Here is a 15,821-nt window from a genome sequence, read left to right as displayed (position 1 = left end):
AGTCGAACCAAACTCCGCTCATTCCCGCGAAAGCGGGAATCTAGGATCGCACCGAAACGCGAATTATTTTGTTTCTGGACCCCCGCTTTCGCGGGGGTGAGCGGCCTGTTGCCGACCCGGCATGTACAAATGAGTCGGCTTCACGCCATCACCGCCCGCGCGGCGCGTTGATGAGGCGGATGATCAACCAGATCGGGATCACGATCACCGCGCCGAGCAGGAAATAGCGCCACAGCCAGTAGACCGCGTCGAAGCCCATGTCCCACAGGTGCTCGAACAGCCGGCGGACGCTGTCGAGGATGTTCCAGGGGTCGAGCCCGAGCACGCTGAGGACGACGCCGACCAGGATCGACACCAGGATCAGCCGGCCGAGCACCGCCAGCGGCGAACCGCCGATCACCCGCGTCACTGCATTGTTAGCCATTGTCCTGTCCTTCCGCGCGCGCCGCTGTCTTGTCCCGCCGTCCGGTGCTTCGCCGGTTGCCGTTATCTGCCAGCATTTTCTCGAGCGTTTCAAGCCGGTCGGCCTCGCGCGGCGGCTTGTCCCAGCGCAGCCGGCTGATGCGCGGGAAACGCATCGCGAGGCCGGATTTGTGCCGCGTCGATGTCTGCAGGCCCTCGAACGCGACTTCCAGCACAAGTCCCTTGTCGGCCTCGGCCGTCACCTGCCGCACCGGCCCGAACCGGTCGACCGTGTTGCGGCGGATGAAGCGGTCGATCTCCTTCAACTCGTCGTCGGTGAAGCCGAAATAGGCCTTGCCGACCGGCACCAGCGCGGGGCCGTTCTCGCCCTCGGTCCAGACGCCGAAGGTGTAGTCGGAATAGAACGACGAGCGCTTGCCGTGCCCGCGTTGCGCATACATCAGCACGGCGTCGACCGTCATCGGATCGCGTTTCCATTTCCACCACGGGCCTTTCGGCCGGCCGGCGACATAGACGGAATCGCGGCGCTTCAGCATGACGCCCTCGATCGCCTCGGCGTCCGCGCCGCCGCCGTGGTGCGCGGGATCGGCGCGCGCCGCAATCAGCGCATCCCATGTCCTGAACGGCACGACCGGCGACAGATCGACCTTCGGCGATTTCAACTTGCGGATTATGCCTTCGAGCCGCTTGCGCCGCTCGGAAAACGGCATCGCGCGCAGGTCGTCGTCGCCTTCCGCCAGCAGGTCGTAGGCGCGAAGATGCGCCGGAAACTCGGCCAGCAGCTTGGCGCTGGCGGTCTTGCGGTTCAGCCGTTGCTGCAACACGTTGAACGATTGTACGCGGCCCTCGCGCACCACCAGCAGTTCGCCGTCGATGGCGGCTTCCGCCGTCAGCGCCTCCGCGAGATCGGGAAAGCTGCCGGTGATCTCGTCGCCGGTCCGCGAGAACAGCCTTGTTCGCAAGGCGCCGTCCTCGCCGCGCGCCGCGATCGCCTGCACGCGGATGCCGTCCCATTTCCACTCCGCGATGAAGTCCTTGGGGTCGAGCGCGGCGAGTTCGCCTTCCTCGATGGCGTGCGCCAGCATCGGGGAACTGAATGTGGTCGAGGGCCGCACGTCCGGCTTGTCGGCGCGGCCTTCGAGCCAGTCGAAGATTTCGGTGTAGGGCGGCGCGCTGGCCGGCCAGATCGCCTCGATGTCATTGGTCTCCTTGCCGCCGAGCGTGGCGAGCGCCGTCTTGGCGAGCCGCGCCGATACACCGACGCGCAGTCCGCCGGTGACCAGCTTCAACAGCGCCCAGCGTCCGGTTTCGTCGAGTGCATCGAGCCAGTGCGCCAGCCGCGCCGGCAGTTCGGACTTGCCGAGCGAGGACAGCGTGTCGACGATCTCGGACAATGGCGGCGTGCGGTTCGGCCGCTTGCCGGGCGCGGCCGGCCACATCAGCGCGACGGTTTCGGAGAGGTCGCCGACATAGTCATAGGAGAGGGCGAACAGCACCGAGTCGGCGCGTTCGGCGATCAGGCTGCGGATCAGCGCGGGCTTGGCGTGTTTGAACGACAGCGCGCCGGTCAGCGCGGCGAGTGCGAAGCCGCGGTCGGGGTCTCCCGTCTCCCGCAAATAGTCGACGATCAGCCGCAGCTTGCCGTTGCGCGCCGGCTCGTAGGACAGGCGGTCGAGCAGTTGCGCGAAGCGTTTCATGCCGGCGCGTCCTTGCCGCCGTCGACCGCTTCCTCTTCCTCGTCGCCATAGCCGACGATGTCGAGCGGCCGTGCTTTCAGCCCGCGGGTGCCGCACCAGTGCACCAGCGCGTCCTCCTGGCCGTGCGTCACCCAGACTTCGCCGGCGCCGGTCGCCGCGATGGTCGCGGTCAGGCCGTCCCAGTCGGCATGGTCGGAGATGACGAGCGGCAGCTCGACGCCGCCCTGCCGCGCGCGGGCGCGCACCCGCATCCAGCCGGAGGCGAAGCAGGCCAGCGGCTCTGGGAAGCGCCGCGCCCATAACTCGCGCGTCGCTGAGGGAGGACAGAGCGTGACGGTGCCGGCGAGCGTGTTCTTGGCCGCGCCGCGCACCAGCTCGATCGCGCCGAGATCGATGCCGCGCTCCCGATAATAGGTGGTGATCTTCTCCATCGCACCGTGGAGATAGATCGTGCGGTCGTAGCCGGCCTTGCGCAGCAGCGCGATGACGCGCTGCGCCTTGCCGAGCGAATAGGCGCCGATCAGATGCGCGCGGTCGGGAAACAGGCCGACGGAGTCGATCAGCTTCCTGATTTCGGCGTCGGGATCGCCGTGCCGAAACACCGGCAGGCCGAAGGTCGCTTCGGTGATGAAGACGTCGCAGGGCGTCAGTTCGAACGGCGCGCAGGTCGGGTCGGGCACGTCCTTGTAGTCGCCGGAGGCGACGATCCGCAGCCCGCCGCGCTCGACCGCGATCTGCGCCGACCCCAGCACATGGCCGGCCGGGTGAAACGACACCCGGGTTTTCCCGAGCTTGATCGTCTCGCCATAGGCGACCGCCTGTGTCGTGCCGGCGAAGCGCTCGCCGTAACGCAGCCGCATGATGTCGAGGGTTTCCTGCGTCGCCAGCACGGCGCCGTGGCCGGCGCGGGCGTGGTCGGAATGGGCATGCGTAATGAGGGCCTTGGCGACCGGCCGCACCGGATCGATATGAAAACCGGCCTCCTTGCAGCACAGGCCGCGGGGCGTGGGAACCAGGATGTCTTCAGGCCGCATTGCCGGTAAATAGGCACGGCTTTCCTGCTTTGCGAGACGTCCGGCATCCCACCATGCGTCCGGTTCCGTTCCATTCCTCGTCCGGCGACCTGATCGCCGACCGCCGTTTCGAATGGGCGCGCGATCATGCCGATCGCGGCGACCTCGCGGCGGCAGCCGACCTGCTGATACAGGCGCTGGAGATCGCGCCGGACTATATCTCGGCGTGGTTCATGCTCGGCGAGGTCCGTGCCGGACTCGGCGACAAGGCCGGCGCAATCGAGGCATTCCGCAAGACGCTTGCGCTCGATCCGGCGGACCGGCGCGGCGCGCATCTGCAACTGATGCGGCTCGGTGCGGAGACCGCCGACGAAATGCCGCCGGCCTATGTGCGCGCGCTGTTCGACGGCTACGCGCCGGTGTTCGACAGGACGCTGGTGGATCGTCTCGACTATTGCGGGCCGGGCCTGCTGTTCCATGCGGTGATGGCGAGCGGGCGGTCTTTGCGTTTCAGGACCGTGCTCGATCTCGGCTGCGGCACGGGGCTCGCGGCCGGCGCGTTCCGCGCGCATTGCACGCATCTCGTTGGCGTCGACCTGTCGCCCGGCATGATCGCGCAGGCGCGCGTCAAGGGCTTCTACGACCGGCTGGAGGTGGGCGACGTCGCGGAGTTTCTGCGCGGCGAAGCCGCGGCGGCCTGCGATCTGGTCATCGCGGCCGACGTGTTCGTTTACATGAAGGAGCTGGGTCCGGTACTCGCCGCCGCCGCGCGCGTGATGACCGACGATGCGCTGATCGCCTTCAGCGTCGAAACGCACGACGGCGACGGCGTGATGCTGCGCGACACGCTGCGATACGCGCATGGCCGCGAGCATGTGCTCGATGCGCTTGGCGGCGCCGGGCTTGCGCTCGTCAGCCTCGAAGCGGCGTCGATGCGCACCGAGAAGGGCGTCCCGGTTCCCGGTCTTATTTGCGTGGCGGGCCGCGCCTAACGGTTGTCGATTCCCACAGCGTCAGCCACCGAATTGAAACCGTCGCGCGCCAACAGCGCGGCGAGTTCCCGTGTCATGCGGCGCACCACCAGCGGCCCGTCATAGATCAGCGCGGTATAGAGCGCGACCAGCGATGCGCCCATGCGGATTTTGGCGTAAGCGTCCGCGCCCGACGAAACGCCGCCCGAAGCGAACAGCACGTAGCGCTTGCGATCCATGCGGCGGTAGCATTCGCGCAAACACTCGTCGAGCAGCGGTGCGGCCGGCGGGCCGGACACCGCGCCCGGCATCGCCTGCCAAACGCAGCGCGGCGTGCGCATCGCGCCTTCGGGCTTGGCGCTCGGCAGATTGAACATGAAGCCGCGAATGCACGCATGCGGCGCGGCGGCTTCCAGCAGTTGCTCGATCGCGGCAATGCCGCCGAGCGGCGAGACTTTCAGGAACACCGGGCAGGGCAGCGGCGTGGCCGACAGCGCGGCAAGCCAGGCATCGAGCCGCCCGCGATCCGCGAAGAAATCGCGGCCGTCCACGGTGTTCGGGCAGCTCAGGTTGAACATCAGGTAGTCCGCGCGCGGCGCCAGCGCCCGCGCGGCCTGCATATACTCGGCGACGATGGCGTCGTCCGTCTCCGGCGGCGCGCCGGCGCCGAAATTGGTCTTCACGATGTTGATGCCGAGCGGCACCGGCAGCCGGACGCGCGCGAGCCGCGCCGCCACAATTTCTGCGCCATCGTTCGGCACGCCATAGGCGACCGCGATGGCGCGGTCGTCCGGCAGCCGGAACAGCCGCGGCCGCGGATTGCCCGCCGAAGCAAATGCCGACACCGAGCCGATCTCGATGAAGCCGAAGCCGAGACCGGCAAGCGCGTCGACCGCCTCGCCGTTCTTGTCGAAACCGGCGGCGAGCCCGACCGGCGACGGAAACGCAAGACCCGCGACGGTGGTGGCGAGCCGCGCGTCGTCCACCACGGTCAGGCTTCGCAGCGCGCCGCCGGCGAAGCCCGCCGCCGCGCCGAACGACATCGCCGCGCGATGGACCGTTTCGGCATCGGGCCGGAACAGCAGCGGCCGCAACAGGGTTGAATAGAGGGTCATGGGAGCCGGACTCGTATCACGCCATGATAGTCTAGCGCCCATATGACGCCATCGGAACGCCAGCCGCCATTGCCGGAGATCTTCGCGCGCTGGTTCGCCAGGCGCGGCTGGCAGCCGCGCGCGCATCAGCTCGAACTGCTGGCGCATGCGCGTGCCGGCCGCTCGACGCTGCTGATCGCGCCGACCGGCGCCGGCAAGACGCTGGCCGGTTTCCTGCCGTCGCTGGTGGAACTGACCGAGCGCGCCGCGCCGGCCGGAAAGCTGCGCTCGTCGGGCCGCGCGGTCGCCCGCGCGCAGGGCCTGCACACGCTTTACATCTCGCCGCTCAAGGCGCTGGCGGTCGACATCGCCCGCAACCTCGAAGCGCCCGTCGCCGAGATGGGTCTGCCGGTGCGGCTCGAGACACGCACCGGCGACACGCCGGCCTCGCGCCGCCAGCGCCAGCGCCGCGATCCGCCGGACATTCTGCTGACCACGCCGGAGCAATTGGCGCTCTTGCTCGCCAGCGCCGACGCGCCGTTCCTGTTCGGCACGCTGCGCCGGGTCATCCTCGACGAATTGCATTCGCTGGTGCTGTCGAAGCGCGGCGATCTCCTCTCGCTCGATCTCGCGCGGCTGTTTGCGCTCGCGCCGCAGATCGCGACGGTCGGCCTGTCCGCGACGGTCGCCGCGCCCGACGACCTGCGGCGCTATCTGGTGCCGCAGCCGCCGGGACGCACGGCGATGGCCGATCTGGTCATCGCGGAGGGCGGCGCCAAACCCGACGTCAACATGCTCGACAGCCTCGCGCACATTCCCTGGGCCGGTCATTCGGCGCGCCACGCGCTGGCTGAGATCTACCAGCTCATCAAGGATCACAAGACGACGCTGGTTTTCGTCAACACCCGCAGTCAGGCCGAGTTTCTGTTCCAGGAACTCTGGACGGTGAACGACGACAATCTCGCCATCGCGCTGCATCACGGCTCGCTCGATGTCGCGCAGCGCCGCAAGGTCGAAGCGGCGATGACGGCGGGCCGGCTGCGCGCGGTGGTCTGCACCTCGTCGCTCGATCTCGGCATCGATTGGGGCGATGTCGATCTGGTCGTCAATGTCGGCGCGCCGAAAGGCTCGTCACGGCTGATGCAGCGCATCGGCCGCGCCAATCACCGGCTCGACGAGCCGTCGCGCGCGGTGCTGGTGCCGGCGAACCGCTTCGAGGTGCTGGAGTGCACGGTGGCGATCGACGCGGTGAAGGAGAATGCTCAGGACACGCCGCCGTTGCGGACCGGTGCGCTCGACGTGCTGGCGCAGCACATTCTCGGCCGCGCCTGCGGCGAGCCGTTCCTTGCCGACGAGCTTTACGACGAGGTGCGCGCCGCCGCGCCCTATGCGGACCTCGCGCGCGCCGACTTCGATGCCGCGGTCGATTTCGTCGCCACCGGCGGCTATGCGCTGAAAGCCTATGAACGCTTCGCGAAAATCCGTCAGGGCAAGGACGGCCGCTGGCGCATCGCGCATCCGCGCGTCGCGCAGCGCTATCGCATGAACATCGGCACCATCGTCGAGGCCGACATGCTGAAGGTGCGGTTGATGCGCTCCCGGCGTTCGGGCGCGCAGATCCCGCGCGGCGGGCGCCTGCTCGGCCAGGTCGAGGAATATTTCATCGAGATGCTGGCGCCGGGCGACACCTTCGTGTTCGCCGGCGAAATCCTGAAATACGAGGCGATCGTCGAGGACGAGGTTTATGTCTCGCGCTCCAGCGCCACCGATCCGAAAGTGCCGTCCTACGAGGGCGGCAAATTTCCGCTTTCGACCTATCTCGCCGCCCGTGTGCGCGCGCTGCTGGCGGACAGCGCGGCGCGGCGCGCGCTGCCGGAGCAGGTGCGCGAATGGCTCGACATCCAGCAATGGCGCTCGATGCTGCCGCCGCCGGGCGATCTGCTGGTCGAAACCTTTCCGCGCGCGGAGAAGCATTATCTCGTCTGCTATCCGTTCGAGGGCCGGCTCGCGCACCAGACGCTCGGCATGCTGCTGACGCGGCGGCTCGAACGCGCGGGGCTGAAACCCTTCGGCTTCGTCGCCAACGAATATGCGCTGGCGGTGTGGGGCGCGGGCGACGTCGCGCTGCGCATCGCGCGCGGCGGCCTGTCGCTCGCCGCGCTGTTCGACAAGGACATGCTGGGCGACGACCTCGAGGCGTGGCTCGCCGAATCCGCGTTGATGAAGCGCACCTTCCGCAGTTGCGCGATCATCGCCGGGCTGATCGAGCGGCGCTTCCCCGGCGAGGAGAAGACCCGCCGCCAGCTCACCATCTCGACCGATCTCGTCTACGACGTGCTGCGCAAGCACCAGCCGGATCATCTGCTGCTGCGGGCGGCGCGGGCGGACGCCGCGACCGGCCTGCTCGACATCCGGCGGCTTGGCGACATGCTCTCGCGCATCGAGGGCCGAATCGTCCATAAGGCGCTGGACCATGTTTCGCCGCTGGCGGTTCCGGCGCTGCTGGAGATCGGCCGCGAGATGGTCTATGGCGAGGCGGCGGACTCGCTCCTGGCCGAAGCCGCCGACGAGTTGATCAAGGAAGCGATGCACTGATGCAGCCGGCCGTGACCGCGCGACCGCTCGCCTGGCCGAACCCGATCGAGGTTGCGGGCGCGATGCTGGCCGGCGATCCGGATGGCGTCGTCTATTGGCCGGACGAGAATGTTCTCGTCGTTGCCGACCTGCATCTCGAAAAAGGCTCGAGCTTCGCCGAGCGCGGCATCATGCTGCCGCCCTATGATACCGCCTCGACGCTGGCGCGGCTGTCGCGTTGCGTCTCGCATTATGCACCGCGCATGGTGATCGCGCTGGGCGACAGTTTCCATGACCGTCGCGGTCCGGCGCGGCTGGTCGATACCGACCGCGCCGCCCTGCGCGCCATGCAGCGCGGCCGCGACTGGATCTGGATCACCGGCAATCACGATCCCGATCCGGCCGAGAATATCGGCGGCAGTTTCGTCGCCGAAACCAAGATCGGCGCGCTGACCTTCCGGCATATTCCCTCGGGCGACGCCGGCGAAATCGCGGGACACCTGCATCCGGTCGCGCGGGTGCGCCAGCGCGGCCGTGTCGTCAGCCGCCGTTGCTTTGCGGCGGACGACGCGCGGCTGGTGATGCCGGCCTTCGGTGCTTACGCCGGCGGACTGAATATCCGCGACGCCGCCTTCGCCGACTTGTTCGGCACGCTCGCCTTCACCGCGCATATGATGGGCGACCGCAGGCTTTACCCGATCGCCGCGCGGCGCTGCCTCGGCGACAGGTGAGATCGGCGGCCGCTAGTCCCGCCGGAACACCACGCTCGCGAACCAGCCGGTCAGCAGCGCCAGAAACGCGGTCGCAAGCCCGTAGAAGAAGCCGTAGTCGCGCGCCGCGTCGGCCACGAACTGCTCGATGCCGACCTTGGTGATCTCCAGCGCGGTGGTGGTGCGGGTCAGCAATTCGCCGCCGCCGAGCAGCTTGACGTCGACATTGTATGTTCCGATCGGCGCGTTGGACGGCAACGGGATCGTCGCGCGGAACACCGTCGGCGTGAGATAGGTCACCGACGTCGGCTTCTCGTAATACATGCCGTGCTCTTGCTCGAGCTTGATGAAGGCGGTGCGGAACGGATCGTCGCGCACCGTGTCGGCGAAGTCCGGGCCGATCCGCTGCGTGAGGATGTAATTGTCGAGGCCGAGTTGCAGCCGCCGTGCGACGTCGGGGCCGGCGATTTCCTTCGCCGGCCGGTTCGACAGCACCGCAAGATAGGACGGCACGCGCACGAACTCGCGCGCATCGACGTTGACCCAGATGCCGAGCACCCGTTCCTTGCGCCGCGTGCGGAAGTCCTTCTTCGGCCCGGCGACGGTGACGACGAGATCGTAGATCGAGCGCAGCTGCTGGCCCGCCGGGTCCGGCTCGATGGTGCCGAACAGCACGAGATCCTCGCCCACGAAGTTGGCCGCGATGGTGACGCGATGGGTGGACAGCGACACCACCAGCCGTTCGGCGAAAGCGGGCGCGACCATAAAGCCCGCGACGGCGAGCGCGGTCAGCCATGCCGCTGCGCGTTTTGCCCCGCGTGTCATGGCCCACCCGATACAAGGCGGATGGAATAGAGCGCGTCCGGCTGCACGACCAGCTCATAGGCGAACCGCAGCCCGACCGCGAAGACCAGCGCGCCGAGCATCAGCCGCAGCCGCTCGCCGCTCATTTTCTGCCCGGTGCGCGCGCCGAACTGCGCGCCGACCACGCCGCCGACCATCAGGATGAGCGCGAGCACCGCATCGACCAGATGATTGGTGGCGGCATGCAGCACGGTCGCCGAGGCCATCGTGACGAGGGTGAGCACCATCGAGGTGCCGATCACGGTCGAGGTCGGCACCCGCAGCAGGTAGATCAGCATCGGCACCAGCAGGAAGCCGCCGCCGATGCCCATGATCGCGCCGATGAAGCCGATGATGAAGCCGATCACCAGCACCGGAATGACGGAGACGTAGATCTTGGAGCGCTTGAAGCGCATCTTGTAGGGCAGGCCGTGAAACCAGGCGTGGCTGCCCGGGCGGCGCGGCACGGCAGGCTGGCCTTTGCGCGCGCGCAGGATCGCCCGCACGCTTTCGTGGATCATCAGCCCGCCGACCACCGACAGCAGCGTGACGTAGGACAGGCCGATGACGAGATCGAGCTGGTCGAGGGCGCGCAGCTTCGAGAACAGCCACACGCCGCCCGCGGTGCCGGTGAAGCCGCCGATCAGCAGCATCAGTGCGAGCGATATGTCGATGGTACGCCGCCGCCAGTAATTGATCGCGCCGGAGCACGACGATGCCGCGATGTGGCTCGCGACGCTTGCCACCGCGACCGCGGGGCTGATGCCGACGAAAATCAGCAGCGGCGTCATCAGGAAGCCGCCGCCGATGCCGAACATTCCGGAAATGAAGCCGACCGCGAGCCCCATTCCGAGAATGAGGAACATGTTCACCGGCAGGTCGGCTATCGGCAGGTAGATCTGCAAGCGGCGCGATCCGGATTTCGGCGCGATGGTTCCGCGCCGGAAATGTCAGGCCGCCCGCCCGGTCGGGCTGCGACATTGTGGACCGGCATCGGAGGCGCATCGCCAGATCGGCTCACAATAGCCGCATCGACGCCGAATGCGATGACAAATCAGCGATTGGGTGAAACGTTCACCGTTTTCCGACCTGGAAGCTGCCGGCGGTCTTCGCCGCCGACTTGACCGGCGCGCTGTGGGGTGTCGCTTCGTCCCAGCCTTCGGCCGGGGCCGGCACGTTGATGGCGGCGTCGGGCTGGCGCTGCGGGGTCCAGGCCTTCACCGCCTTCTGCAGGCGGGCGAGCGTGCGGGCGTCGATCTGGCCGGCGACGTCGTCGCGCTTGTGGGCGGCTTCCTTGTCGCCCTGCGCCGCCGCCAGCGCGAACCACTTGTAGGATTCGTTGAAGTTCTTTTCGACGCCGAGGCCCCGCGCGTAGAGAACCGCGAGATTGTACTGGCTGTCGGACACGCCGCGCTCGGCGGCCTTCTTGAACCAGTCGCTGGCGGCCGTGTAGTCGGGGCGGCCGTTGACGCCTTCGGCGTAGAGCACGGCGAGATTGTGCATCGCCTTGCCGTTGCCCTGATCGGCGGCTGCGGCGTAGAGCTTGCGGGCGCGCGCGACGTCCTTTTTCACGCCGCGTCCCTTTTCCAGCATGCTGGCGAGGCGGAACTGGGCGGGAGCGAGGTTCTTGGCGGCCGCGCGTTCCATCCAGCGCACGCCTTCCTCGTTGTTGGCCGGAACGCCGCGGCCTTCGAGATAGCGCACGCCGACTTCGTAGGCCGCCGCCGGATTTCCGGCGAGCGCGGCCTCGCGCAGCTTGGTGCCGCCGATCGCGGCGGGCAGGCGCTCGGCATTGCTGGAATGGCTGGACGCGGCGGCGTCCGGCTTCCTGATCGAGCCCGTCACGTCGGGCGCGGTCGGCGACAGCAGCTGGCCGTTCAGTTCCGGCGCCGACGACAGCGCCGCCGTCGGCACGCCGGGAACCGCGGGGGTCGCTGCCGGGTTGCGCACGACGCCGTATTTGTTCATCGCCGGCAGCGAGCCGGGCAAGGAACCGGATATGGAACCGGGGGCACCTGCCGGCGCTGCCGCGAATTTCCGCGCGGCTTCGGTTTGCGACAGCGGACGGACGGTGTTGGCCGCCGGCTCCTTCGTCTCAACGCCGGGGCGGCCGAGGTTGTAGTAGTTCGCCGCGATCTGAACGAGGCCGATGACGATGGCGATCACGCTCGCCGCCACCAGCAGTTTCTTCATGCGATGGAACAGGCTCGGCCGCAGCGAGGGCATATCCTCGCTGGCGAAGTCAGCCGGCTCGCGGGTCTTGATGGCGCGCGGCGCCTTGGGGGCTTTCGCGGTGCGCGGGCTCTTGTCGCGCAAGGCAGCCTTGGCGGCGCGCCGCGCGGCGGCGAGGAAGAACGACTTGCCGCCTTTGGGTTTCTCGTCCTCGGGCTTCGCCTCGCCGAGATCGGCCTCGGAGGCGGCGATACGTTCGGCCGGGCTTGCCGGCATGCGGGTGCCGGGTTCGAGCGGCTCGTCGGGCGGCAGGTCGGGATTGATCGGCTTGCGTTTGCCCTGCATCGGCGGGCGCGGCTTCGGCGCGGCCGGGGCTTGCGCCTGCGGAGCCGGCACCTGCGCGGGAAGCTGCGCCGCCGCAGCCTTCGGCGCCGCCGGCGCCACCGGCGCATCGGCCGGCACGGCGCGCACCGCGATCTTGCTCACCGGCAGTTCGAGCGGCTCGTCGTCGTCGAAACGGATCTGGTTCAGCGGCACCTGCGGCTGCTGCTGCGCCTGCTGCGGCTGCGCCTGCTGCGCAGGCGCCGCGCGCCGGAAATTCATCTCGATCGCCGCCAGCCTGTCGACCACATGACCGAGCGTGCCATGCACCGCGTCGAGCGAGACCTTGGTGCGCGCCATGTCGTCCTTGAGCGCGTGCACTTCGGGCATGGCGCCGGGCGCAGCGCCGGTCTTCTGCTGGCGCAGATCCTCGATATAGACGAGCAGGTCGGCGAGGCCGCGCTCGACCGCCTCGAGATGACTGAGGCGCGAGTCGGAAACGTCGAGCCGCTCGACCAGCTTGACGATGCGGTCCTCGAGATGGCTGACGAAGACGCCGTCGCTGCTTGAGTGCTGGATCCGCTCGATCTTGTCGGACAGCGATTCCACCAGCGCTTCGAGCCGGGGCGGAACGTGGTCGCCGTTCTGGCTGCGGGCGGCCAGCGCGTCGGACAGCGCGGCGATGCGGTGCTCAAGATTGGCCAGCGCGTCGCCGGCCCCGGCGGCATTGGCGATGCGCTCGATCTTCTCGGACAGCGCCTCGACATCGCCGGCGAGACGGCCGACCATTTCGTTGGACGCGATGTGGTCGGAGATGCCGCGCAGCGTGACGATGGCGCCTTCAAGCTGCTGCAGCATCGCCGGGTCTTTTTGCGCGACGATGTAATCGATCTTGTGTGCGAGGTTATGGATCGCCTCGTTGAAGCCGACGAGGCTTTCCGCCGGCGTCAGCGTGTGCAGCGCCTCGCGGACTTCCATCAGGCCGTGCTCGAGGCCGGCCAGGGCTTCGTGATTGCCGCCGTTCTGACGGCCTTCGGCGATGCGGTCGCCGAGTTCGTGAACCTGCGCCTCGATTGCCTGGATCGCCTGCCGCGGCATCGCCTCGGTCATGGCGCGGCCGATCTCGGACAGCTCGCCGCGCAGCGCGTTGATCGCTTCCTCGACCCCCGGTTTGCGCAGCGTCTCGATCTGCGCGGTGATGTGCTTGAGGTGCTCCTCGAGGCCGGACAGGTCTTGCGCGGGCACCGTCTGGCGCATGGCGGTCTGCGGCGCCGCGGCAGCGGGCGGGGGTGCAAAGCCGTGCGGCGCGCGGCGCGGCGCCGGCGCATGTTGCGGCGCTTGCCGGGCCGCGGCCGGATGTCCCGGCGCGCCGAGCGCGTGCTGGCGCGCGGAAATCTCGGCGACGGCGTGATCGATGTCCTGCGACCAGCGCACCGGCGGGCGCTGCGGCTGCATCGCAGGCTGAAGCGCAGGCGCCTTCGGCAGATGCGGCAGAGCCGCCATCGCCATCCGCTGCGCAGCGCGCAGATGCGGCGGCGCGTAAGCTTCGGGACCGCGCGGCGGCTGGCCGGGGCGCTGGCCCGGTGGCAGCGGCGCATGCGGGTCGTAACGGCCGCCGGCGACGGCGGGATAATGTGCGAGCTGCTGGCCGTGCTGCTGCACGCCCATCTGGGCGGCGGAATGAGCGATCGCGGAATTCAGCCACTCGTCGAGCGACATGCCGGCGCGCCGCGCGGCTTCCTTGGCCGCATCGCGAGCCTCCGGCTTAATTCCCTTCAGACCCCACGGGACGCCTAGTTTCATGCTCGCCTACATTCCGGAAGAGGCGCCTGGTTCGCTCGGCCGACGCGAAAAAGACGCGCGCCGAACAAGGCTCCGCTGCGCGCCGGTCCGCAGTCCGGTGTCTGACTCTTTAACGTTTACGGTAAACAGCCGGTTAATGATTGCCGGAAGTGCCCGGAAAATCGATAAAAACTGCCAATTATCGGTTCGTTCGCCTTAACCGCAGTCACATCCTCTCCTTAAGCGGGCGCTAGAAGCGCCCTGCGACAATCACCCGTAAAAGCGGCGATTCGCCGTGCAAGGCCGTCCTCCACGGACGATCGGGGGATCGTTCGGACGGCCGCTGGGGAGCTGACGATGCCGATCTATAGGGCGCCGGTGGACGACACCTTGTTCCTGTTGAACGACGTCTTCCACATGGAGCGGTACAGCAATCTGCCGGGCTTCGCCGACGCGTCGCCCGACGTGGTCGAGGCGGTCCTGGGCGAGGCCGCCAAATTCTGCGAGGAGGTGCTGGCGCCGCTCAACCGCGTCGGCGACCGCGAGGGCTGCGAGCGCCACGACGACGGCCGGGTGACGACGCCCGCCGGTTTCAAGGAGGCCTTCGGCCAGCTTCGCGACGGTGGCTGGGTCGGCATCTCGATCCCGGACGAGTTCGGCGGGCAGGGCCTGCCGAGCGTGCTCACTCAGATCGTCAACGAGTATATGTGCTCGGCCAACATGGCCTTCGCCATGTATCCCGGCCTGACGCAGGGCGCGATCGCCGCGCTGCTGGTTCACGCCGCGCCCGAGCTGAAGACGAAATATCTGCCGAAGATGGTCGCCGGCGAATGGACCGGCACCATGAACCTGACCGAGCCGCATTGCGGCACCGATCTCGGCCTGCTCCGCACCAAGGCGGTGAAGCAGGCGGACGGCAGCTATCGCATCACCGGCACCAAGATCTTCATCTCCGCCGGCGAGCACGACATGGCGGGCAACATCATTCACCTCGTGCTGGCGCGCATCGAAGGCGCGCCTGCCGGCACCAAGGGCATTTCGCTGTTCGTGGTGCCGAAAATGCTGGTGAAGGATGACGGCTCGCTCGGCGCGCATAACGGCGTCAGCTGCGGTTCGATCGAAGAGAAGATGGGCATCCACGGCAACGCCACCTGCGTGATGAATTACGACGGCGCGCAGGGCTGGCTGATCGGCGAGGAAAACCGCGGCCTCAATGCGATGTTCGTGATGATGAACGAGGCGCGGCTCGGCGTCGGCGTGCAGGGCCTCGCGCAGTCGGAGGTCGCCTATCAGAACGCCGCGCTTTACGCGAAGGAGCGGTTGCAGGGCCGTTCGCTGACCGGCGTGAAGGCGCCGGACAAGCCGGCCGATCCGATCATCGTCCATCCGGACGTGCGGCGCACGCTGATGACGATCCGTGCCTTCAACGAGGCGGCGCGCGCCCTCGTGTTGTGGACCGCGCTGCGCGGCGACGTCGCGCATCGCTCGGAAGATGAAAAGGAGCGCCAGAGCGCCGACGATCACATGGGCCTGCTGACGCCGGTGATCAAAGGCGTGCTGACCGACACCGGCTTCGCCAACACCGTGATGGCGCAGCAGCTCTACGGCGGCCACGGCTACATCGCCGAGCACGGCGTCGAGCAGTTCGTGCGCGACGCGCGCATCGCGCAGATCTACGAAGGCGCCAACGGCATCCAGGCGCTCGATCTCGTCGGCCGCAAGCTCGGCCGCGATGGCGGCCGCGCCGTGATGACCTTCTTCAACGAGGTCGGCGCTTATCTGAAGGACAAGAGCGGCGACGACAAGATGAAGCCCTATGTCGGGCCGATGAACGCCGCGCTCGGCCATCTGCAGCAGGGTACCATGTGGTTCATGCAGAACGCGATGGCGAAGCCCGACAATGCCGGCGCGGGCGCGACAGACTACATGCACCTGTTCGGCCTCGTCGCGCTCGGCTTCATGTGGTGCAAAATCGCGGAGGCCGCGCTCGACAAGCTGCCGTCGGCCAACGGCTCTGCGCCGCGTTACAACGCCAAGCTCGTCACCGCGCGTTTCTTCATGGAGCGGATGCTGCCGGAAACCGCGACGCGGCTTGCGCGCATCCAGGTCGGGGCCGATTCGACGATGGAGCTTCCGGCCGACGCGTTCTAGTGCAGGTCACGGGAACAAAAAATGCCGGACGGGCTCGCGCCTGTCCGGCATCTTTCATTGACGCCGATTG

At 68.1% G+C, this 15,821-nt stretch carries 11 protein-coding genes; 4 read left to right on the top strand and 7 right to left on the bottom strand.

The genetic code is table 11. The features are described 5' to 3' along the window. Positions 1-148: 148 nt before the first annotated feature. The 3 genes from AB7F10_RS09930 to AB7F10_RS09920 are packed head-to-tail and all read right to left on the bottom strand — an operon-like array spanning position 149 to position 3,154. Complete coding sequence (locus tag AB7F10_RS09930) at positions 149-424, bottom strand: DUF6460 domain-containing protein (protein ID WP_428560278.1); 276 nt, start codon at positions 422-424, stop codon at positions 149-151. Next, complete coding sequence (locus tag AB7F10_RS09925; protein WP_428560275.1) at positions 417-2,120, bottom strand: cisplatin damage response ATP-dependent DNA ligase; 1,704 nt, start codon at positions 2,118-2,120, stop codon at positions 417-419. The genes AB7F10_RS09930 and AB7F10_RS09925 overlap by 8 nt, the downstream gene beginning before the upstream one ends. Further along, entirely contained in the window at positions 2,117-3,154 is a 1,038-nt protein-coding gene (locus AB7F10_RS09920; protein ID WP_428560273.1) for a ligase-associated DNA damage response exonuclease, read from the bottom strand. The genes AB7F10_RS09925 and AB7F10_RS09920 overlap by 4 nt, the downstream gene beginning before the upstream one ends. A 53-nt stretch (positions 3,155-3,207) precedes the next feature. On the opposite strand from AB7F10_RS09920, the gene AB7F10_RS09915 reads away from it, so the two are divergent. Further along, positions 3,208-4,125, top strand: a complete 918-nt coding sequence (locus AB7F10_RS09915; RefSeq protein ID WP_428560271.1) for a methyltransferase domain-containing protein — start codon at positions 3,208-3,210, stop codon at positions 4,123-4,125. On the opposite strand, the gene AB7F10_RS09910 is transcribed toward AB7F10_RS09915, so the two are convergent. Then, on the bottom strand, positions 4,122-5,219 hold the full coding sequence (locus tag AB7F10_RS09910; RefSeq protein WP_428560269.1) for a quinone-dependent dihydroorotate dehydrogenase: 1,098 nt from the start codon (positions 5,217-5,219) through the stop codon (positions 4,122-4,124). The two genes, AB7F10_RS09915 and AB7F10_RS09910, sit on opposite strands and share 4 nt — an antisense overlap. Positions 5,220-5,261: 42 nt before the next feature. On the opposite strand from AB7F10_RS09910, the gene AB7F10_RS09905 reads away from it, so the two are divergent. Together AB7F10_RS09905 and pdeM are read left to right on the top strand one after the other, a co-directional pair. Next, on the top strand, positions 5,262-7,793 hold the full coding sequence (locus AB7F10_RS09905) for a ligase-associated DNA damage response DEXH box helicase (protein ID WP_428560267.1): 2,532 nt from the start codon (positions 5,262-5,264) through the stop codon (positions 7,791-7,793). Beyond that, entirely contained in the window at positions 7,793-8,503 is a 711-nt protein-coding gene (gene pdeM / locus AB7F10_RS09900; RefSeq protein ID WP_428560265.1) for a ligase-associated DNA damage response endonuclease PdeM, read from the top strand. Before AB7F10_RS09905 ends, pdeM begins: the two co-directional genes overlap by 1 nt. 12 nt (positions 8,504-8,515) lie before the next feature. Here pdeM and AB7F10_RS09895 read toward each other — a convergent pair whose 3' ends face one another. The 3 genes from AB7F10_RS09895 to AB7F10_RS09885 form a co-directional block, all read right to left on the bottom strand. Beyond that, entirely contained in the window at positions 8,516-9,307 is a 792-nt protein-coding gene (locus AB7F10_RS09895; RefSeq protein WP_428560263.1) for a TIGR02186 family protein, read from the bottom strand. Beyond that, entirely contained in the window at positions 9,304-10,230 is a 927-nt protein-coding gene (locus AB7F10_RS09890; RefSeq protein ID WP_428560261.1) for a sulfite exporter TauE/SafE family protein, read from the bottom strand. Before AB7F10_RS09890 ends, AB7F10_RS09895 begins: the two co-directional genes overlap by 4 nt. Before the next feature lie 169 nt (positions 10,231-10,399). Continuing rightward, entirely contained in the window at positions 10,400-13,621 is a 3,222-nt protein-coding gene (locus AB7F10_RS09885; protein WP_428560259.1) for a hypothetical protein, read from the bottom strand. Positions 13,622-13,957: 336 nt separating this feature from the next. Here AB7F10_RS09885 and AB7F10_RS09880 point away from each other — a divergent pair, with 336 nt between their 5' ends. Then, positions 13,958-15,751, top strand: a complete 1,794-nt coding sequence (locus AB7F10_RS09880; protein WP_428560256.1) for an acyl-CoA dehydrogenase C-terminal domain-containing protein — start codon at positions 13,958-13,960, stop codon at positions 15,749-15,751. Positions 15,752-15,821 lie beyond the last annotated feature (70 nt).

This window comes from Pseudolabrys sp., from assembly GCF_050250095.1.
In the GTDB taxonomy this organism is placed as follows: domain Bacteria; phylum Pseudomonadota; class Alphaproteobacteria; order Rhizobiales; family Xanthobacteraceae; genus Pseudolabrys.
The sequence above is the reverse complement of the archived record's forward strand: the minus strand, read 5'-3'. Positions and strand labels throughout refer to the sequence as shown.